The sequence below is a fragment of the Psychrobacter sp. TS_SC_6 genome (assembly GCF_056156305.1).
In genome coordinates, this window is the sequence record NZ_CM149590.1 from 750,203 (window position 1) to 772,115 (window position 21,913).

The 21,913-nt window shown below is 38.6% G+C and carries 19 protein-coding genes and 1 pseudogene; 19 read left to right on the forward strand and 1 reads right to left on the reverse strand.

Translation table 11 applies throughout. The features are described from left to right. Positions 1-51: 51 nt before the first annotated feature. The 19 genes and pseudogenes from AC0J5Y_RS03300 (at position 52) to AC0J5Y_RS03390 (ending at position 20,643) form a co-directional block, all read left to right on the forward strand. Complete coding sequence (locus AC0J5Y_RS03300) at positions 52-2,061, forward strand: polysaccharide biosynthesis protein (RefSeq protein ID WP_475131501.1); 2,010 nt, start codon at positions 52-54, stop codon at positions 2,059-2,061. A 146-nt stretch (positions 2,062-2,207) separates the two neighbouring features. Beyond that, on the forward strand, positions 2,208-4,007 hold the full coding sequence (locus AC0J5Y_RS03305; protein WP_475131502.1) for an ABC transporter ATP-binding protein: 1,800 nt from the start codon (positions 2,208-2,210) through the stop codon (positions 4,005-4,007). Between the two features lie 438 nt (positions 4,008-4,445). Then, the gene (locus AC0J5Y_RS03310; RefSeq protein ID WP_475131503.1) at positions 4,446-5,582 is read left to right on the forward strand and encodes a glycosyltransferase; all 1,137 of its coding nucleotides are present in this window, start codon (positions 4,446-4,448) and stop codon (positions 5,580-5,582) included. Between the two features lie 132 nt (positions 5,583-5,714). After that, positions 5,715-5,852 (forward strand): hypothetical protein, encoded by a 138-nt coding sequence (locus tag AC0J5Y_RS03315; RefSeq protein WP_475132177.1) that lies wholly within the window; start codon positions 5,715-5,717, stop codon positions 5,850-5,852. Positions 5,853-5,873: 21 nt separating this feature from the next. After that, positions 5,874-6,975 (forward strand): annotated as a pseudogene (locus AC0J5Y_RS03320) (transposase). Positions 6,976-7,123: 148 nt separating this feature from the next. Next, positions 7,124-7,330, forward strand: a complete 207-nt coding sequence (locus AC0J5Y_RS03325) for a transposase (protein WP_475131504.1) — start codon at positions 7,124-7,126, stop codon at positions 7,328-7,330. A gap of 21 nt (positions 7,331-7,351) precedes the next feature. Then, complete coding sequence (locus AC0J5Y_RS03330; RefSeq protein ID WP_475131505.1) at positions 7,352-8,368, forward strand: glycosyltransferase family 2 protein; 1,017 nt, start codon at positions 7,352-7,354, stop codon at positions 8,366-8,368. A 98-nt stretch (positions 8,369-8,466) separates the two neighbouring features. Further along, complete coding sequence (locus AC0J5Y_RS03335; RefSeq protein ID WP_475131506.1) at positions 8,467-9,549, forward strand: polysaccharide pyruvyl transferase family protein; 1,083 nt, start codon at positions 8,467-8,469, stop codon at positions 9,547-9,549. Beyond that, on the forward strand, positions 9,546-10,541 hold the full coding sequence (locus tag AC0J5Y_RS03340; protein WP_475131507.1) for a glycosyltransferase family 2 protein: 996 nt from the start codon (positions 9,546-9,548) through the stop codon (positions 10,539-10,541). The genes AC0J5Y_RS03335 and AC0J5Y_RS03340 overlap by 4 nt, the downstream gene beginning before the upstream one ends. A gap of 53 nt (positions 10,542-10,594) precedes the next feature. After that, positions 10,595-11,689 (forward strand): glycosyltransferase, encoded by a 1,095-nt coding sequence (locus tag AC0J5Y_RS03345; RefSeq protein WP_475131508.1) that lies wholly within the window; start codon positions 10,595-10,597, stop codon positions 11,687-11,689. A gap of 67 nt (positions 11,690-11,756) precedes the next feature. Next, complete coding sequence (locus AC0J5Y_RS03350; RefSeq protein ID WP_475131509.1) at positions 11,757-12,764, forward strand: EpsG family protein; 1,008 nt, start codon at positions 11,757-11,759, stop codon at positions 12,762-12,764. Beyond that, positions 12,764-13,654: a glycosyltransferase family 2 protein gene (locus AC0J5Y_RS03355; protein WP_475131510.1), complete on the forward strand. Its 891-nt coding sequence runs from the start codon at positions 12,764-12,766 to the stop codon at positions 13,652-13,654. The genes AC0J5Y_RS03350 and AC0J5Y_RS03355 overlap by 1 nt, the downstream gene beginning before the upstream one ends. After that, complete coding sequence (locus AC0J5Y_RS03360; RefSeq protein ID WP_475131511.1) at positions 13,654-14,781, forward strand: glycosyltransferase family 4 protein; 1,128 nt, start codon at positions 13,654-13,656, stop codon at positions 14,779-14,781. The genes AC0J5Y_RS03355 and AC0J5Y_RS03360 overlap by 1 nt, the downstream gene beginning before the upstream one ends. Next, entirely contained in the window at positions 14,782-15,405 is a 624-nt protein-coding gene (locus AC0J5Y_RS03365) for a sugar transferase (protein WP_475131512.1), read from the forward strand. Next, a complete protein-coding gene (locus tag AC0J5Y_RS03370; RefSeq protein ID WP_475131513.1) occupies positions 15,398-16,060 on the forward strand; it encodes a NeuD/PglB/VioB family sugar acetyltransferase in 663 nt (220 codons plus the stop codon). Before AC0J5Y_RS03365 ends, AC0J5Y_RS03370 begins: the two co-directional genes overlap by 8 nt. A gap of 39 nt (positions 16,061-16,099) precedes the next feature. Further along, positions 16,100-17,302 (forward strand): DegT/DnrJ/EryC1/StrS family aminotransferase, encoded by a 1,203-nt coding sequence (locus AC0J5Y_RS03375; RefSeq protein ID WP_475131514.1) that lies wholly within the window; start codon positions 16,100-16,102, stop codon positions 17,300-17,302. A gap of 121 nt (positions 17,303-17,423) precedes the next feature. After that, positions 17,424-18,875 (forward strand): capsule assembly Wzi family protein, encoded by a 1,452-nt coding sequence (locus AC0J5Y_RS03380; protein WP_475131515.1) that lies wholly within the window; start codon positions 17,424-17,426, stop codon positions 18,873-18,875. A 261-nt stretch (positions 18,876-19,136) separates the two neighbouring features. Further along, positions 19,137-20,033 (forward strand): bifunctional methylenetetrahydrofolate dehydrogenase/methenyltetrahydrofolate cyclohydrolase FolD, encoded by an 897-nt coding sequence (gene folD, locus AC0J5Y_RS03385; RefSeq protein WP_475131516.1) that lies wholly within the window; start codon positions 19,137-19,139, stop codon positions 20,031-20,033. A 112-nt stretch (positions 20,034-20,145) separates the two neighbouring features. After that, complete coding sequence (locus AC0J5Y_RS03390) at positions 20,146-20,643, forward strand: phosphate-starvation-inducible protein PsiE (protein ID WP_475131517.1); 498 nt, start codon at positions 20,146-20,148, stop codon at positions 20,641-20,643. Between the two features lie 54 nt (positions 20,644-20,697). Here AC0J5Y_RS03390 and corA read toward each other — a convergent pair whose 3' ends face one another. Continuing rightward, the gene (gene corA / locus AC0J5Y_RS03395; protein WP_475131518.1) at positions 20,698-21,912 is read right to left on the reverse strand and encodes a magnesium/cobalt transporter CorA; all 1,215 of its coding nucleotides are present in this window, start codon (positions 21,910-21,912) and stop codon (positions 20,698-20,700) included. Position 21,913 lies beyond the last annotated feature (1 nt).

Genomic DNA, 21,913 nt, shown 5'->3' on the forward strand with positions numbered 1-21,913 from the left:
TCCTATTGTATTACCTTGATTGTCAGTATTTAAACAAAATAGTTGCCTGTTATGCCAATAGATTCAAAAACCATCACGACAAAAAATAAAGTCTCTTCTGTACAGTCTGATAATCTTGCCGAGCGTACTGCCAGTATATTGTTGGGTCTACCCAGAAGTATCAAGCGCAGTATTCTGATCACAGCTGACTTTATTATGTCAGTGGTTTGTCTGTTCTTTGCCGTTGCTGCACGTTACGGATATCTAGACCATCATGTGAGTCTATGGTTATTAAGCGTTAGTGCATTAATTCCTGTATTATGTCTATATGCTATTGGATTTTATAATGGCGTGGCACGTGGGTTCTTTGATGCGATGATGGGTAGCGTATTACAGCTTTTCTTTGTACTCATCATCATTGCCCAAACCGTTTTATATTTTAAATTGCTACCTGGCATCCCTCGTGCAGTACCTATCTTATATCTGTTTCTGTTTTTTATATGGCTATGGAATAGCCGCTTAACGATTAGAGAGTTGCTAGCAAGATGGCAAGGTCAAAGGCTGCAACATAAGTATGATGGCGATGACAGTTATGATAACGTCGTTATTTATGGCGCAGGAGAGGCAGGTAAAGAGCTTTTAGAAGGTTTGAAAAACTCTCATAAGTATAATGTCGTGGCCTATATTGATGATGACCCACAGCTTACTGGTGCTTATTTACTTGGCAAAAAGATTTATCCTGCTCATGAGTTGGTAAGCTTGGTCGATGAGCTTGATATTGCGCAGGTTTTTTTGGCGATTCCTTCTATAAGCCGTGGGCAAAAAAGGCAGATTATCGATAAATTATCGGGCATTGCTATCAAAATAAAAGAGCTGCCAAGCTTAGAAGAAATCGCTGATGAAAAAGTCACTGTTAGCAGTATGCGTAAAGTCGATATCTTAGATGTACTAGATCGGCAGACTGTCGAGCCAGATGCGAAGCTGTTGCAGTTGAATATTAAAGATAAGTGCATACTGGTGACGGGCGCTGGTGGCTCTATCGGTAGCGAATTATGTCGTCAAGTGATTAAAAATCAGCCAAAATGTATCGTACTCTATGAGCTATCTGAATTTGCACTATATAGCATCCATCAGGAGCTAATAGCGAAACAAGCCAATGATTCTATTTATCAAGACATTGAAATCGTCGCTGTCATCGGTAATGTCACCAATGAAGACAATTTACTGAGAATATTTAAGCTATATAGCATACAGACAGTCTATCATGCGGCTGCTTATAAACATGTGCCGATGGTAGAGCACAATCCTTTTGAAGGCGTTATTAATAATACCAAAGGCACCTATCATTGTGCCCGCGCTGCTATTAAAGCGAATGTTGAGACATTTGTACTTATCTCTACAGATAAAGCCGTGCGCCCGACCAATGTGATGGGTGCTTCTAAGCGTTTAGCAGAGTTGGTCTGCCAAGCTTTAAGTCAGACAGATAGCCAAACCTGTATCAGTATGGTGCGCTTTGGGAATGTATTGGGTTCATCTGGTTCTGTCGTACCAGTGTTTACTAAGCAAATCCAAAAAGGTCTGCCTATCACAGTGACCCATCCTGATGTCACACGTTACTTTATGACCATTCCAGAAGCAGCAAATTTAGTCATCCAAGCAGGCGCAATGGCATCTGGCGGAGAAGTGTTTGTATTAGATATGGGCGAGCCGGTCAAGATTGTTGACTTAGCGCATAGAATGATACATTTAAGTGGCTTCGATGTTAAGGACGCCGCGCATCCAAATGGTGATATTGAGGTGATCTTTACTGGTCTTAGAGCTGGCGAAAAACTCTATGAAGAGCTGATCATCGGTGAAGATAATGTCGAATCTACTGATCATCCTCTTATCATGCAAGCGATAGAGCATAGCTACCCATTAGCTGATATTGAAACAGTACTGTTTGAGCTAAACGAGAAGCAAAAACAGTTTGACGTAGTTTGGCTAAAGCATCAGTTTAAGCAGTTTGTAGATGGTTATCAGAATGGAACACCTAATGCATTTGCAATAGATGTAAATACAAAAATTGAAGAGATTGTTTAACAGGATTATATGAAAACGCTAAAGTGATTTTAATTACTTTGATATTAGCAAGGTTTTAACTCTGTTACGCTATGAATTTTTTATAATTGAAAAATAAAATTGCTGAGGTAGCATCTTAGTATATTGATTTTTACAGTGGAATTAATATGTTTAAAGTAATCAGGCAGCTTTTTTCATTGCTTTCAGCTAAGCAAGTAAAGCAGTTTTATATGTTGCAAGTATTGGTCGTTGTTATGGCTTTTACTGAGCTGCTAGGTATTGCCTCTATAGCGCCTTTTATGGCTTTAGTAGGTGACATTTCTATACTAGAGAAAAGCAATGTATTTGCTGAGCTATATCAAATGTCTGGTTTAACTGATCCTATGGATTTTGTATTTTATACGGGTTTACTAGTACTAGTTGCTCTAACTGCCTCTACTATAGTCTCTATGTTCACGATTTGGAAATTAGGGCTTTATGGTGCTAGCGTAGGTATTGAAATTGCTGATCGTCTTTATGCCTACTATATGCAAGAAGACTGGCAATTTCATGCCAGTGGCAGTAGTGCCCAATTAACCAAGCAAGTATCTACAGAAGCTATGCGTATAACGGGTGGGATAATTCAGCCACTGATGCAGTTAAATGCAAAAGTAGTTTTAGCTATCCTCATATCCGTTAGCATCCTGATTTATAATCCTATTATAGCGATAGTCGGTTTGCTTATATTTGCTACAGCTTATTTTTTACTATACAAACTTGTCCGTAAGAAGTTAGTTTCTAATGGCGAAGAAATATCTCAAGTTTCCACTGATCGTTTTCGGCTGATGAATGAAGGGTTTGGTGGCATTAAAGATGTCCTACTACTCAATCGTAGTCATGATTTTGTCAAACGTTTTGAAGAAAGTGGAAGAATTTTTTCTCGTGCTCTAGGAACAAATTCAGGTATTAGTCAAGTACCTCGCTATTTTATGGAGCTAATAGCTTTTGGCACTATGATTGGCTTAGTGCTGCTACTGATTAAGCTGCATGACGGTAATTTAGGTGCTGTGTTGCCGATACTAGCAGTATACGCATTAGCTGCATTTAAATTGTTGCCAGCTTTGCAACAAATTTATTCTAGTATTGCACAAATCAAAGGTAATTTAGCGGCGTTTGACGCAGTCAAAGAAGATTTGGAACGATCACTTAATGTTAGCGGCTTTATCAGTGAAGAAACAATACCTGCCCATATGGATTTACAAAAAAGTATTACTTTAGATAATATTAGCTTTAGTTATCCTGGTAAATCGAAACCTGCCGTGAACGGTGTCACTATGAACATTCCAGCTAATAGTGTCGTTGGTTTAGTAGGCTCGACCGGCTCTGGTAAGTCTACCTTGATAGACTTACTACTTGGCCTACTGACACCACAAAGCGGTCGAATACATGCAGATAATATTTGCATTACTTCTGAGAATAAACGCGCTTGGCAAGATAGATTAGGCTTTGTTCCACAAAGTATCTTTTTAAGTGAAGGATCAATTGCTGAAAATATTGCTTTTGGTTTACCTACTAAAGATATTGATCTAGAGCAAGTTCATAAGACGCTCGAACTTGCCCATTTAACAGAACTAGTTGAACAGCTTCCTGATGGTGTCAATACTAAAGTAGGTGAACGAGGGGTACAGCTTTCAGGTGGTCAACGTCAACGTATTGGTATCGCACGAGCTCTCTATCATGAGGCAGATGTCTTAGTATTTGATGAAGCGACTAGTGCATTAGACGGCATTACAGAAAAAATAATTATGGATGCCATACATGAATTCAGTGGTCAGAAAACCATCATTATGATTGCCCATCGTCTAAAAACAGTACAAAAATGTGATCTAATTTATTTTATGGAACAAGGCAGAATAGTTGATTCAGGTACTTATGATTACCTAGTCGAAAATAATCTAGAATTTAAAAAGATGGCAGACCATGCTTAGAGTTTCATCAGTGTTTTCAATTAGGAAAATGTTAAAAATTTTAATGTAGAATCTCTCAATAGTTATAGTCAGTTCAATATAAAAGAGGTACGTTCAAAATAGCGTTCTGCTGAGATAAATTTTATCTGCTTGCTTTGCGCTTCGTAGAACTTATCTTAGAAGGATTATATTCTTTTTAAATGGAATCGACTATATACTGATATAGTACGAATCCAATAAAACCGACACAATATATAAAAACTACTCTCATTACTATAGTCAATGAAAAGTAAAATCGATACATCAATAGTCCTGTACTACTGGTATCAATTTTTCTCGCTTGCTGTGCGCATTGCACTCCAGAGGCTTCGAAAAATTTATCCCAGTAGCACTGTAGCGACTTTAAAGTATTTCAACTATACTTACAATCAAACCTAAAAATAATTAAGAAGAACTTGTATGAGAAAAATATACATAACTAACACTTATCTTGGTCATGGTGGAATAGAAAAAGTAGTCTGTAATCTCTCCAACTTGTTTATTAAAATGAATTATGATGTCGAAATATTGTGTACTTATTATACTGGCGAACCTGTTTACTATTTAGATGATAGAGTAAAAGTTACATATTTAACAGATAAGTTGCCTAAAGAAACTGCTTCGTTAAAGGAAAGTTTGAAAAAAATTTCTTTAAGAAAGTTCATAAAGGATTTCTATATAAGGTGTTCCCAACATTACCTGTACAATAAAATGTTTATCAGATCTATTAAAAACATTGAAAATAGTATTATTATTTCAACTAGAAATCCGCATAATACAATAATAAGCAAGTATTCAAAAGACAGTAACAAGCTAATTGCGCAGTTACATTGTGATTATAGTCAATATAAAGGATATTTAGAGGATATAAAGTATAGATACGATAATATAGATTATTTGTTATTACTTACAGAAGAATTAAAAAGTGAAATAGAGCCTGAGTTAAACGCGTTAAATAAAAAAACAAAATGCTTAATTGTACCTAATTTTATAACAATTAAAGAATTTATAAAAGATATTAAGAGAAAGAACCAAATTATATCAGTAGGAAGGTTATCACCAGAGAAAGGGTTTGATAGGCTACTATTTATTTGGAAGGAATTTGTAGTTAATAATGAAAACCATATACTTAAAATAGTAGGTGACGGTCAAGAAAAAGAAAATCTTATCCAACTAGCACAATCTTTAAATATTAGTGACTCTGTAGTTTTTACAGGATATCTTTCTAATGAAGAAACGGTTAAAGAAATACAGGCATCTAAAGTATATGTTATGACATCTTTACAGGAAGCCTTACCAATGGTGCTTATAGAGTCTATGTCAAAAGGTACACCAGTTGTTGCTTATGATGTAAGGGTTGGGCCAAGAGCAATTATTAAAGATGGATACAACGGTTTCTTAGTTAAGGATAATGATATAGAATCATTTGTTGAGAAGCTAGAGTTTTTATTAAAAGGAAATGACTTTTATAATAGCATGAGTAAAAATGCTATCACTTCATCAATGATCTATTCTGAAGAAAATTTGAAAACTATATGGTCTAATATTCTAAACTAATAAAAAGTATATCTATAGTTTTTAGGGTAGCAGGCTATATACATATCCCACTTTCAACTTCAGAAAGGATTGAAAAAAAAGAGCATCTCAATAATCTATTGTTTTCGACCAAGAATACAAAGGAGTCATAAGATGCCCATGAATGAATTTATCATCAATATCTACTTAATGGTAGAGCAATATTACAAAATAGTCGTCACCAAACCCCTGCGAGGTGCAGGTTATGTGAGCTATGCTGAAGAAACCGTACAAGTAAACTTGGTAAACTAAGCACAACAACAGGAGTTTACCATGACCAAGAAAATCAGAACCTACAGTACAGAATTTAAAGCCGAAGCCGTCAAGAAGATAGCCGACAACGATGGGAATATTTCAGCGACCGCAAAGCAGCTTGGCATCGCCATGCAAACGCTATCAAATTGGCATAACAAAGCCAATCAAGGCAAACTTGTCGGCACAGAACAATACGATCCTAAGCTCATAGCTGTACTAGAAGAAAATAAGCGACTGAAGCGACAACTTAAAGTGGCTTAAGAGGAGCCCAAGATAATAAATGAGGAGGGATAAAGCGAAGCACTGCTTCGCCCCGACGCAAGGGGAGAGCTATGCTCGAGTGAGGCGACGGTGTACTTTGCCAATGAGGAACGTTAATAAACAGTCTAGTAGGCTGTTTTAGTGACGCAAGACGTAGGGCTATGCCCGCAGTGACAGCTCGTGAAGTATGCCTTCATCAAAGACGACCAGCAAATATTTAGCATCATTTGCATGTGTTGTGTTTTGAAAGTAAAGCCCTCAAGCTATTCAGACTGGTTAAAGCCGCTCACAGTGAAACTCAAGAACGTTATGGCGTAGATCGACTGCATGCTCACCTAAGCGAGCAAGGGCATTATATTAGCAAGTATATGGTCAGAAGCATCAAAGAAGAATACGGTATTAAATGCCGTCGCCATAAGCGCTTTAAAGTCACCACCGACTCCAATCACAACAAGCTGGTCTATCCAAACGTGTTGGATCAGAAATTTGATGCCAGTCGCCCTAATGAGTTTTGGGTAATCGACATTACTTATATCTGGACAAACGGGGACTGATTGTACATTCTGATAGAAACAGTCAGTACTGTAGCCACGCGTACCATAAGATCATCAAGCAGCATTACTTTACAGGCTCGATGAGTGGCAAAGGGAATTGTTATGACAATGCGCCAATAGAGAGATTTTGGGGCACATTAAAGAATGAGTTGGTGTATCATAAGGATTATAAAACAAGGTTTACAGCCATTACCGATATCATTAGCTATATCGAGCTGTACTACAACCAAACAAGAATTCAAAAGGGTTTGGGCTATAAATCGCCAAGACAGGTGTGGTTTGACTTTTACACGCAGGCTGCGTAATTAAAATCTCCCAAGTTTGGTTCTACGGATTTGACGGCAGGGGTCATTCTACCACCGGTGCAAATATACGCTGATTCCAAGCCTTAAAACCAAATGCGTGATTATGATGGATATGAGCAAGGATTAAGCAAAGCACTACTGTGCTCGAGTGACTCGGTTCCATAAAAATAAACGCATTCAAAAGCTACTGAACAGGCACGGGCATCGTATTCTATGGCTGCCACCGTACAGCCCAGACTTGAACCCTATCGAAAAGCAGTGGGCTCAAGTGAAGTTTCTACGCCAAGGCTGGATGGAAAATGATTTACCTAAACTGTTCCAAAATATGGGATGTATCTCTTTTATTCTGGATTGACTATAACTTAACAGGTTTTCTATGATTTCAGTTATTGTTCCTGCATACAATGCCGCTTCGACTATTGATCGTTGTATCAATAGTATTAATACTGCAAAAAAGAAACACGATATTGAGCTAATAATAATTAATGACGGCTCTACAGACGAAACGGCAAAGCTACTTGATAAATGGACAAGCATTAGATCTTGGATCATAGTAATCAATCAGGAAAATCAAGGGTTGTCAGCAGCTCGCAATGTAGGTCTCAATGTTGTTCAAGGCAGCTATATCGTTTTTATAGATGCCGATGATACGATTGATGATTGGTATTTTGATTTTATAATAGAAAAGGCGGTTATTCCCAATATTGATATGTTAATTTTTGGTCATAAGCGTGTGTTGCTAGATAGTTCAATAATTGAGAAAAAAAATACCGTAGCCGAATATACACTTAAAGATATCGATCAGTTACAGCTAAGAGTAACAGAAAATAGAAACATATATTGGTATGCTTGTACTAGAGTTTATAGCAAAATATTGATTGAAGACTTACGATTTGATAATGATGTCAAATTTGCTGAAGATACAATTTTTCATATTAGATGTTTAAATAAAGTTAAACACATATCTGTGGTCTCAGACTGTCCATACAATTACTATGAGCATTCTACTTCGTTGACAAGCTCGAGCTACAAGCCATCTTTTTTAGAGTCAATCGAATCGCATTATAATGCCAGGGTTGCAGCGCATATATGGCCGGAAAAATTAACTGAGAGAAAGATACTTTTATCAGATATAGCAACGAGTTATCTCGAAAGTATGCTGCCTTATCTGCTTAATAATTTAGTTTATCTCGACGGTACAGCACGCCGTAAAGAGTTAGTTAGGATTCGCGAGTCTTTTGTTTATGAACAATGTATTCCAAACTACACTCATCGACATCCAGCGAGAGGGATTCGTGCCTTGATTTCATGCTTTTCACAGCGTAGATACATGATGACACTGACTATTCTTCAATTAGTCTGGTTCAAAAATAGGCAAAAGGTATTTAACTGAATATCATATTCCAAATTTGGAAGACTACTACCTTCAAGCTCTAAACGTCGTATATTAGTTAAGAAAATGTTAGCAAAAAATAGCTAAGGATACTTTGAATGAATACTACCGTTATAAAGCAGCTAGTTCCACTTGCAATAAAAAAACATTTGTCTGCTTATATTGGTTCGAGAGATTTGCCTCTACCAAGTGGTAAAAAATGCTTTATATTCCTTGCTGCAGACTATGGCAATATTGGCGATATAGCTATTTCTCATGCTCAAAAACAGTATCTTGAAAATGTACTTATTGGTTATGAGGTTATTAGCATACCTGTTAGTCAGACAAGGTTTGTGTTGAGCTCAATTGAGAAACAAATAAAACCTGAAGATATTGTTACTATTATTGGTGGTGGCAACATGGGTGGCATCTATCCTGATATTGAAGAGCTGCGACAGCTAGTCATCAAATCTTTTCCTTCTAATCGCATTGTCTGTTTCCCACAGACGCTTGATTGGGATGATTCAGCTAAATCTAAACGCGCCTTAAAAAATATCGTAAAGAAGTATGCCAAGCATCCAGATATACATGTTTTTGCAAGAGAATCTATTACACACAATAAGCTCATTGAGCTCTTCAATAAATACAACAACGTCAGTATTGGTTTAGTGCCAGATATTGTAATGAGTGCTACAGCAAAATCGCTTGGCGCTATAGATAATTTAGATTCTTCAAGTATTTTACGATGCTTACGAGATGATAAGGAGGTTGCTCTTTCGACTGTGCAACATACTATCGTGGATAAAGCGTTAGCCGATACTGGTTACAAAATTGAGAAGACTGATACGCATGCTGGTGGCTCACAACTAAGTGATGATTATTGTGCAAAACTACTATCAGATAAACTGAACCAATTCCGTGCAGCCAAGCTAGTAGTTACTGACCGTTTGCATGGCATGATATTATGCTTGCTATCAGGTACACCATGTTTGGTGCTACCAAACTCCAACCATAAGATCAGACAAACGCAATTAGATTGGTTGAGTGATCATCCGAGGCTTATTTTTTTAGAGTTAGAAGATATTGATAAAATCCATGAGTCTATTAATACGCTTTTATCACTACCTCAAGGCGCTCTAGATATTTCTCCAGTTGATATAACTGCATACAATGATTTGAAAAAAGTGTTAACTAACATATGACTATTGTAAAAGAACCCTTGGTAAGTGTCATCGTTCCGGTATATAACGTAGAAAAATATATCGATTCATGCCTCAATTCTATCAAGCAACAAACTTACAAAAACCTTGAAATTATCGTAGTGGAAGATTGCTCAACTGATACTTCTAGAGAAGTACTTGATTCTCATCTTGTGGATGAACGTATAAAAGTTATTCAGCATAAAAAAAATAGTGGTCTTTCTGCGGCGCGTAATACAGGTATTGACTCTGCGACAGGCGAATATATGATGTTTGTTGATTCTGACGACATAATTGATGCTCGTTTAGTAGAAGCCTGTGTTGATTGTGCAATCCAAAAAAGTGCAGAAGTAGTGACTTATGGTTTCGTACCGTTCAAGGACGGCCTAGCAGAATTCGACCTACCATATCCATCGGACAGTCTGGATGTTGCGCCTATTTTAGGAGACAATTCTTATTTTAATCTTCCACATTTTGCATGGCTTAAGTTTATTCGCTCAAGTTTAATACGTGATACTGCATTGCATTTTCCAGTAGGTCTGTACTACGAGGATTGGCCTTTTCACTGGCACCTTGGTTTGATTACAAAATTTAGATATCAATTACCAGTGGATTTTTATCTTTATAGGCAAAGAAGCAGTTCTATAACAGGGTCGACAGGTAAAGAGCTCTTAGATCTTTTTCTTATTCATTCAAAAGTTAATAATTTATTGCAGGAATACCAAAACGATGAGATTAAAAAGATATTCACATATAAAGTTAGGCAAAGCCATTGGAGTATTCTTACTCGTATAGATTCTAAGCATTTAGTGGCTGCGCTAAAAGAAGCTCAGGAAGCAGAGAAGATTTTTCAATTAAATGAATATAAAAATGATTCTAACCTTAGAAGTACTATAATTTCTACAATAGTAAAAATGCCAGACAGTATCGCTTTATATAGCTTAAAACTACTTCGCAAAGCTTTACATAAAAGAGCCCAGTTTAGAATAAGATAAAACAAAGCTTTATAAATATAATTTGAGTTTAATAGCCGTTAGTAGGTGAATCAATGCACGTCAGAAGAGTTTTACATGTTATAGGCAAAATGGATCGTGCTGGTGCAGAAACTATGCTTATGAATTTGTACCGAAACATGGATCGTAGTGAAATCCAGTTTGATTTTATTACCTTTACTGATCAAGAAGGTGATTATGATGTTGAGATAACTAAACTGGGTGGCAAAATAATTCCTATTTTAGCTAGTAATCCTATTGAGCGCATGTTGAAACTTCATAAGTTTTTAAGACAGAATCCTGAGTATGAAATTGTCCATGCTCATACTCTTTTGAGTAATGCTTTTCATTTATCAGCAGCTAAAGGCGCAGGGATAAAACACCGCATTTCACATTCACATAATACTAGCAATGGATACTCTAGTAGGATAAAAAAGATATATGAAAAATGTACGCTTATAATGAATAGAAGACTAGCTATTCATAAGATCGCATGCGGTAAACTTGCGTCGCAATACTTATTTGGTACTACTAAAGAGGTAATGATATTGCCGAATGCCGTTAATATTGATGCTATGACAGCTATCGCTAGTCGCTCTATTGACTATATTGATAATAATTTTGAAAATAATGGTATCAAAATTATTCAAGTGGGACGCTTTAATGCAGTAAAAAACCATAGATTTTCTCTTAAGATTGCAAAAGAGCTTGAACAACGCGCTGTAGAATTCACTATGTATTTTATTGGTCAGGGCCCATTAGAAAATGAACTTCACCAGGAAGTTGAAAAGGAGTCACTACAGCATAGGGTTAAGTTTTTAGGAGTAAGGTCTGATGTTACTGAGCTTATGGCTAGTGCCGACTACATGATAATGCCATCATTGCATGAGGGTTTTCCTGTTGTTTTGGTAGAGAGTCAGGTTGTTGGTCTAAAAGCTATAGTTTCAGATCAGATTTCAGATGAAGTCGATTTAAACCTAGGATTGGTTGAGTTCTTATCTCTCAATTCTGTAAAAGATTGGGTAAATCATTTGTCGAAATCTAATAATTTAGATATGAGTGATAAGTTTATAGTAGATTCACTGAAGTTACAGGGTTTTGATGCAATAACTAATGCAAAAAAATTATCTGAGTTTTATAAGAGTTTATAAGAAAATAAAATAAAATCTACTTGCAGAGTGCTAAATGTTACCATATTTATTAGTTCTTGGTTTTGTTATGTTTTGGATGGTATTAGAGCGCAAAACATTAAAACGAAATGCATTCTTTATGCCTCTAATAGTATTGTCTTTATTTGCAGCAATAAGAAGCTTTCGTGTAGGTACTGATTCAGAAACTTATACTAGGCATTTTAGAAGTAATTTAAATGTATATAATTTTGAATTTGAAAAAGGTGTAGAGACTGGTTATCAAATATTAGAATATATACTGTTACGTTTTAATGCTGACTATTTTTGGTTATTTTTTATCACGTCTATAAGTGTTGTCTGTGCATACTTATCTATTATCAGAAAATATAGCGTAAATTACACTTTTTCTGTATTTCTATTTATAACTTTAGGTGTATATACTTTTTTCTTTAATGGACTTCGCCAAGGAATAGCTATGGCTGTTTTTACCTTTGCGACTCCTTACTTGTTAGATAAAAAGATCATTCCTTATATATTGGTCTGTCTATTCGCTTCTTTTTTTCATACTACTGCTTTATTCATGATCCCTTTCTATTTTTTAGTGAATTTAAGAATAAAACCCTTATATAAGATATTAGCTACTTTTTTGGGCTCTTTAATAGTTAGTAGGTTCTTAATTACCTATATTGCAACTACAAATGAAAGGTATGAGGGTTATGCAGAAGTCTCAGAAGAGTCTGGCGGTTTATTAACACTCGGCTTTTATACTGTATTATTGCTATTCAATTATTTTATTATTCGTCTTTATAAAATCAAAGACGAATATATTATAAAGCTATTTACTTTTTATGCTTTGGGGGTTGTCTTTATTATACCTGTTGCTATGTTGGGTGCGATGGCATCAGGACCACAAAGATTGATTACTTATTTTACTTGGACGTTAATTTTGATACTTCCAGTAATTTTTAAGAAAATAAATAATGTCTATGCTACCAGCCTAGCGGTAATAATGTTTTTGTTTTACTTCGTCTTGACTACTTCTGCTTTCAGCAATCTAACGCCTTATACTCTTAACCCCATATTTGAGATATTTTAATGAATAAACCTAACTATATATCTATTGGAATACCTTTTTACAACGCTGAGAGGTATTTGGAAGATGCTATATGTTCAGTGTTAGCTCAAACTTATGAGTACTGGGAGCTTATCTTAGTTGATGATGGTTCTACAGATAACTCATTATCTATAGCTAAAAAGTATGCAAAGCATGACGATAGAATAAGAGTTATTTCGGATGGAAAAAATAAAAAATTACCCTTTAGGCTTAATCAAATTATTTGCGAATCGCAATACGATTTTATCGCCAGGATGGATGCAGATGATTTGATGAGTAATGATAGGCTAGAAAAACAGATTAACTTTTTAAAGACTAATAAAGATACTGATTTTGTTACGACTGGTTATTTGTCTATCGGTACTGATGATGAATTGACAGGTGTAATGAACATTAAAAACTATCAAATGAATACAGCTGAAATATTAGAGGGTAGGACGAATTTAATTCATGCATCTTTATTGGCTAGAAAACATTGGTATTTAAGGAATAGGTATAATGAAACTAGTCTTTTAGCTGAAGACTACCATTTATGGTTGGATGCAGCAAAAAAGGATGATTTAAATTACTCGGTAATAGAGGAGCCACTTTACTGGTACAGGGTAACTGAAAATGTCAACATAAAAAAAATGCTAGCTGGCTATACCACTCAAATAGAAATAATTAGTAGTAACTATCAAGATATTATTAGGAAATCTGAAAAGAACAGGATTGTAATGAAGTTTAGAGCTAAAATGCAAATAGTCAAATCACTGGAAAGACTTGGGGTTTTGAAAGTCTTGCTTAAACTAAGATCTAAAAAGTACAAAGAAAGTGATATAGATTACTACCATGCACATTTACAAAATATTAAAAAGATAAGGGTGCGATAATGAAAATAGCGATTATTGGTACGGTAGCTTCAAGCTTTTATGGATTTCGTACTGATCTAATAAAAGCATTAATAAAACAGAATCATATTGTTTATGCTTTTACCTCTGAATATAGTAGGGATGATCTCGATAAAATAGAGGCAATAGGTGCCATACCAGTAACGTATGAGCTGAATCGTGGAGGGATGAATCCACTAGCTGATGCTAAAGCAACTTATGCATTATCTAAAAAGATTAAAGAAATAGCACCGGATTTGGTTTTTTCCTATTTTTCTAAACCAGTCATTTTTGGAACATTAGCAGCCAAGATAGCTAAAGTGCCAAAAGTGATTGGCATGCTTGAAGGTCTAGGATATACATTTACCGAGCCGCCTAAAGCAACGAGTAAAAAAACACAGCTTATTAAGAATGTTCAAGTGCTTCTATATAAGTTAGCATTACCGCAACTTGATAAGATAATTTTTCTAAACCATGACGATCCTAAAGACTTATTGGACAAGTATTCTATAAAGGTCAAAGAGGTAGAGGTTTTAGGGGGCATCGGTTTAAATTTAGAAGATTATCCTTATTCGAACGTTTATCCTGATATACCGACTTTTATTTTTGTTGCAAGACTACTTGCTGAAAAAGGTATTCATGATTATATAGCCGCTGCCAAAATTGTAAAAAATAAGTATGCCGATGCTAAGTTTATTGTATTAGGTTCAATAGATAAAAAGGCTTTAGGAGCCCTAACAGAAGCAGAGTTAAAGCAGTTTACTGAAGCTAATATTGTGCAATACCCTGGTCATGTTAACAATGTTCCAGAGTGGATAGCAAACTCTAGTGTTTTTGTCCTACCTTCCTACTATCGGGAAGGTGTACCACGCAGTACTCAAGAAGCGATGGCAGTGGGGCGAGCCGTTATCACTACTGATGTACCGGGTTGCCGAGAGACAGTTATAGATGGCGTTAATGGCTTTTTGGTGGAAAAATGGAACCCCAAGGCGCTAGCGGATAAAATGATTTACTTTATAGAACATCCTGAGCAGATCAAAGCCATGGGCGATGAAAGTTATAAATTAGCGCAAGAGAAGTTTGATGCTGATAAAGTCAATAAACGATTAATAAATATGTTGGGCTTATAAATGATAAAACGACTCTTCGATATCACCGCTGCCAGTGCCGCCTTAGTCGTCCTCTCTCCGGTATATGCCATCACCGCTTATAAAGTCAAAAACAATCTTGGCTCGCCTGTGTTGTTCCGTCAGACTCGTCCCGGACTGCACGGCAAACCATTTGAGATGATTAAGTTTCGCTCTATGAAAGATGCGGTAGATGCTGATGGTAACTCATTGCCGGACAGTGAGCGCTTGACGTCTTTTGGTCAAGCACTACGTAATAGCAGTCTCGATGAACTGCCAGAGCTGTGGAATGTGATCAAAGGTGACATGAGTCTGGTCGGGCCACGGCCTTTATTGATGGAATACCTGCCGCTATATGGTAAAGAACAAGCGCGCCGTCATAATGTGCGCCCTGGTATTACCGGTTATGCGCAAGTGAATGGACGTAATGCTATTGGTTGGGATAAAAAGTTTGAGCTAGATACTTGGTATGTCGATAATCAGTCATTTTGGTTAGATATTAAGATATTGCTTAAGACAGTAAAAAAAGTGGTCATCAAAGATGGTATCAGTGCTGATGGTGAAGCGACAATGAGTAAATTTGCTGGTTCTCAAAACCAATCAGCTTTAGAAAATAGCTATGTGTAAAGTATTTGCCGTTTATGGTGCCTCAGGCTGTGGTCGTAGCCTAATGCCAGTAGCCGTCGATCAGTTGCAGAGATTAGATGGTGAAGTAAATAGCCAAATCGTATTTATTGATGATGTCTTGGATGATGATACTACTGTCAACGGCTATACTGCGATGAATTATACAAAATTTAAAGGTATAAAAAGTGATGATAAATTTGTCCTGATTGCCATTGCTAATAGCAGTATTCGCCAGAAAATTGCAGAACAATTGGTTCAAGATGGTATCTCATTGTGGACAGTAAAAGGAACGACCGCCTTAATTATGGATGAAGTCCGTATCGCTGCCGGTGCTGCACTCAGTCCGTTTGTCACTATCGCTGCTAATGTCACTATCGGTAAATGTTTCCATGCCAATCTATACAGCTATGTCGAACATGATTGTGTGATTGGCGACTATGTCACCTTTGCCCCGCGTGTCAGTTGCAATGGCAATATTCATATCCATGACCATGCGTATATTGGCGCAGGGGCAGTTATCAAGCAAGGCACGCCTGATAAGCCATTAATTATCGGTAAAGGTGCTATTGTAGGAATGGGTGCGGTTGTTACCAAAGACGTACCAGCGGGCGCGGTAGTGGTCGGCAACCCTGCGCGTCTACTAAACAAAGCGTAAATTAAATAGTTATCCATCAATAGAGTAACTGAGACGTATATGTTAAATACTCCATTTTCACCTTGGCCAAGCTTTACTCAAATCGAGGCTGATGCCGTCAGCCAAGTATTATTGTCTAATAAAGTCAACTACTGGACAGGACAAGAGTGCCGTCAATTTGAGACGGAATTTGCCGAATGGTCAAACAGTAAGTATGCCATTGCGATGGGCAATGGTACGCTGGCATTAGATGTTGCCTTGCAAGCGCTGGCTATTGGCGCAGGCGATGAAGTGATTGTGACACCGCGTACCTTTATCGCGAGTATATCCTCGGTGGTCAATGTGGGAGCGACACCAGTGTTTGCTGATGTCGATGAGCTCACAGGCAATATTACGCCTGAATCGATAGCTGCTGTAATGACTGAGCGTACCCGTGGCATCGTCTGCGTACATTTGGCAGGTTGGCCATGTGATATGGATGGTATTATGGCGCTGGCAGCGCAGCATAATCTATATGTGATTGAAGACTGTGCACAAGCGCATGGCGCACGCTACAAAGGTCGTAGCGTTGGCAGTATTGGTCATATTGGCGCTTGGAGCTTTTGCCAAGACAAGATCATGACCACCGGCGGTGAAGGCGGCATGGTCACCACCAATGACGAGCAGTTATGGCGCAAAATGTGGGCCTACAAAGACCATGGCAAAAGCTACGCCGCTGTCTATGAGACAGATCATGCACCCGGCTATCGCTGGTTACATGAAAGCTTTGGTACCAATTGGCGCATGACTGAAATGCAAGCGGTGATCGGTCGTATTCAACTAAAGAGAATGCCTGATTGGACAGCAAAACGTACCACCAATGCTCAAGCTATCTTAGATGCCTGTGCACAATGGGAAGACAAAGGCTATCTTTCTGTACCAAGATTAGAAGAGTCGCCGCAGTTTGCAAATTCGACCCACGCCTATTATAAGCTCTACGTTTATGTGCAGTCAGATAACCTACCGAGAGAGTGGTCACGAGATCGTATTATTCAAGAGATAAATGAATTAGGGGTTCCTTGTTTTTCAGGTTCAGCTTCAGAAGTTTATCTCGAAAAAGCATTTGATAATACCGGCTTACGTCCTGAAAGCAGATTACCAGTCGCCAAGCTGCTTGGCGAAACCAGCTTGATGTTTCTTGTGCATCCAACGTTGACGGAAGTAGAGATCAAGCAAACCGTACAGGCGATTGATAGTGTGTTTTCCAAGCTACATAACCAATAAGATATCGGCTATTGAGTTAAGTTAAATGTAGTTACATTAATGCAAATTGATGTTTGACCCATAGTATTTATAAAGCATTAGCTTTTATAATAAACCCTTTATAACCGAAGAGTATTTGATCATGTACAAGAAGCTAAGCATTTTATTGGGTTTTGGTGTCCTATCATCAGTGTCGATGTTGGCATCTGCCCAAAACCTGTATATGAACGATCTAAAGCTGAAGGCAGATCTTGACTGGCTGAATACTCAAGGGGTCGCGCAGATTAGTACCAGTACTTGGCCGCTGACGGCCAATGAGATCAAACGCGCTTTAAATACGGCTAATGCTCAGACGCCAGCGCAGCAGCAGATCCTGCAGTCGGTACAAGCGCGATTGAATCAGAACCGCAACTCAGTGGTAAAAGGGTCGGCAGCACTGCATATACAAACCGATAGAGAGCAGCTACCTCAAAAATTTGCTGATGCTAAGCTAGCAGGTCAACAAGCAAGCGTTGGGATGTCGCTTAGCGAAGCGGAGTGGGAATTTAATTTACAAGCCAATGTAAAAAATAACAAACTTATAGATGACAGCTCAGATGTTAGCTTTGAGGGCTCATACCTTGCTGGTACTGCTGCCAATCAGTGGTTGATAGCGGGTAAAATTCCAACGTGGTGGGGACCTGGTCATGATGGTAGCCTTATTCGAGGCGATGCAAGCTTACCAGTTACAGGTTTTACCATGCAGCGCGATCAGCAAACTGCGCCGACATCCCCATATTTATCGTGGGTCGGACCTTGGCAGTATCAGCTATTCGCTGGTCAGTTTGAGGATTATGAAGCGATTCCTGATGCTAAGCTATTCGGTGCAAGGCTGACAGCTAGTCCTTGGGAGTGGTTAGAAGTCGGTGCTTCACGTACCTTTATGTGGGGCGGTGAAGGTCGTCCGCAGAGTTTTGGTTCTTTTACTGATGCCCTGCTAGGCACCAAAGATAATGGTGATAATGGTGCCACAATTGGTGAAGACCCTGCCAATCAGTTAGCCGGTTTTGATGCGCGCTTAAGTTTAGCACCGTTGGTCAATGTGCCTGCAGGCGTTTATGCTCAATATATCGGTGAAGATGAAGCAGGCGGCTTGCCAGCCAAAAACATGTATTTAGCCGGTGTTGATTATGCGTCTGCTGCTTATGGCATGCCTTACCAGCTTTATGCTGAGTATACAGATACCCGTACTAGTGGCGAAGTTCGGGGTATCTCTTATGACCATAGTATTTATACCGATGGCTATTATCAGCAAGGCTTCCCATTAGGCTATGCGCTAGGCGGCGATGCGGAGAGTATCGCGCTTGGTGGTCGCTTATGGCTAGACAATCGTAATTTTATTAATGCCAAAGTACAGCATGCTAAGGTGAATCAAGCCGATGAAGCAATCAACCAAGCATTCCCAACGACTGATAAGTTAACTGGTATTGATGTGGCATGGGAGCATCAATACAACCCCCAGACGCTTATCTCTAGCCGAATTTGGGCAGTAGATTCCGATATACAGTCGACTGATGTCGGCGTAGGGGTAGGTATTGAGCTACAGACTTACTAGATGGTTGCTTAATCAATGCACAACAGCACTTGAAAACAAACAGTCGGTCTATTCATATTTAATAGATCGACTTTTTTATGGACACGTTATTATTTTTTAATGATTACCTTTTCATAGGGTGCTAGGATTCTTTGACGTACACAGGTACAATATCAGTCTCAATTAACGGTCAAAAAGAATTGACCGCGCATAAGACAGGCATGCAAAAATACTGCAGGCGCTGTCTTTACTTTTTTTATCGCACCCTCTATTGGAGTTACTATGTCAATTGCGTCTATTACGTCAACTGTCCAAGGATCTGCTACCGTTTTGGATGGTAAAGCACTTGCTAAACAAATAGAACAGCAACTGAGTACGCGTGTAGACGCTATTAAAGCTAAGACAGGACGTACCCCAAGCTTAGCGACGATATTGGTCGGTGACGATCCAGCTTCTGCGACTTATGTACGTATGAAAGGCAATGCTTGTAAGCGTGTCGGCATGGATTCTATACGGGTTGAGATGCCAAGTGCGACAACCACTGCAGAGTTGATGGCAAAAATAGACGAGCTGAATAGCAATCCAGATGTGCATGGTATCTTGCTACAGCATCCAGTGCCATCTCATATCGATGAGCGTGCTTGCTTTGAGCAGATTGACTTGGCAAAAGACGTCGATGGTGTGACGTGTCTTGGCTTTGGTCGTATGGCGATGCAGCAGAGTGCTTATGGTTCATGTACCCCGCAAGGCATCATGCACTTATTAGAGCATCATAATATCGAGCTTGCAGGTTTGGAGGCCGTGGTTGTCGGTCGTAGTGCTATTTTGGGTAAACCAATGGCGATGATGCTATTAAATGCCAACTGTACCGTAACGATTTGCCATTCAAGAACGCAAGATTTAGAGTCTCATATTAAGCGCGCTGATATCGTGGTTGGTGCAGTCGGCGTACCTGAGCTGATCAAAGCTGATTGGATTAAAGCAGGCGCTGTGGTGATTGATGCAGGTTTCCATCCAACTGATAACGGCGGCGTCGGTGATATCGAGCTGCAAGGCGTCGAAAATATTGCCAGTGCTTATACACCAGTCCCAGGCGGCGTTGGTCCGATGACCATTAATACTCTAATTCGCCAGACCGTTGATGCTGCTGAAAAAGCTGCCGGTTTAGACAATAGTTAATGAGTTTATCATAAGAGCACGTATTGCCGATAGATAAGGAGCCTGAGACTTCACAGTAGACAGTACAAAGACTCAGGATGAATCAACCCCTTTACCGTTGATAGGATCTAACATGGCTAAAAATAACGTGGGTATTCATGAGCGATTACAAGGTATTGGTAGAGAGTTCGTCGATATTTGCCACTACATAATCTTATTTTTAATCAGTATAGTGGTGGTTTGGACCGCGGGCAAAGAATTCTTTGTCATCTTTCAAAAAGGTTCAGCGGATTTAAAAGACATCTTATTGCTCTTTATTTATCTAGAGCTGTTAGCGATGATTGGAATCTATTTTAAGACTCATCGGTTGCCGGTACAGTTCTTGATATTTATTGCGATTACTGCTTTATCTCGACATTTGGTCGTCGATGTACAAGCGGTATCGGATAACTTTCACTTATGGCTCTTGGCAACGATTTCTTTTGCCATCATGGTGCTGAGTGCATCAATTGTTATATTGACTTGGACGGCTAAGATGTTTGGGCGACCAGAAGATTACTTGAAAGACCATCAAGTGACCAGTACTGAGCATCACTTGCCTTGTGTTGATAATGAGCAGTCTCTTAAATAATTATTTTCGATAAAGTAATGGATACGTCCCGCTTTTTTTATCTAAAAAGCGGGTTTATAACCAGCCCAAGCGCTTAAAGTTAAGGTATAAAAAGCTACATAGTGAAATGATAACCGCCATAATGATAAAGTAAGAGTATTGCCAATGTAGCTCAGGCATAAAGTCGAAATTCATCCCATAAATACCCGCAATCGCTGTCGGTACTGCCAAAATACCTGCCCAAGCCGCAAGCTTGCGAACCACCTCATTCTGTCCCATATTTACCATGGCAAGATAGGTGTTCATCACCACGCTGAGCATCTCATTTAAACCATTAATGGCATCCAAAGAATGCAAAAGATGGTCATTCACATCTCGAAAGTAGGGTTTTGCAGCGTGCGAAAATGGTGAGACCAAATCGCTTTTCTGATGGTTGATAAAAAAGCTACAGATATCCTGCACTGGCAAAATAACTGCACGCATATGCACCAATTGTGATTTTAATTCATATAGATTTCTAAGCGTTTCTTTATTAAATTCATAAGTAAAGATATTGCGCTCTTGCTCACGTAAATAACTGCCTAAACGGTCGGTCACTGGCATATAGTTATCGACGATAAAATCAATGACAGCGTGCAAGACAAATATAGGTCCCATACGCAGTTTTTCAGGGCGGCGATTGCAGTGCTCACGTACCGGCGCATAGGAGTTGGACGGTCCATTACGAATCGTAATCAGATAGTTTTTACCCATAAATATCGCGGTAGTACCATAGCGGATGACATTGCCTTCAAGCTTCGCAGTACGTAATACCACAAATATCGTATCGTTATCATAGCTTTCAACTTTGGCGCGTTGATGGTCAGCAAAGGCATCTTCGATTGAGAGCTCGTGCAGATCAAAGGCTTCTTTTACCTCAGAGATGGTCTGCAAGCTAGGCTCATAAAGACCTAACCAGATAAACTGACCACTATTGCTCAAGGCTCGACTGACGTCGCTTAACATTATTTTATTCAGCTGTTCACCGGTTTTACGGGAATACGCATAACAATTGACCACCTCATTAGCACTGAGTGGCTCAATATCCTCATAGCGCTCAGAATCTGGATCATAGACGGTCATGGTCTCAATGGTGTCCTCAACCGTCGCATCTGAATCGCCATAGATATAGCTGTCATAATTGTCTAAATAGGAGTGCTCTTCTATGATAGTGGCGTCAATAAGACTGGCATTAGACTCAGGTGTGATACGCGTTGCCGTTTTGACAATCAGGTCATCATCTTGGTTCATA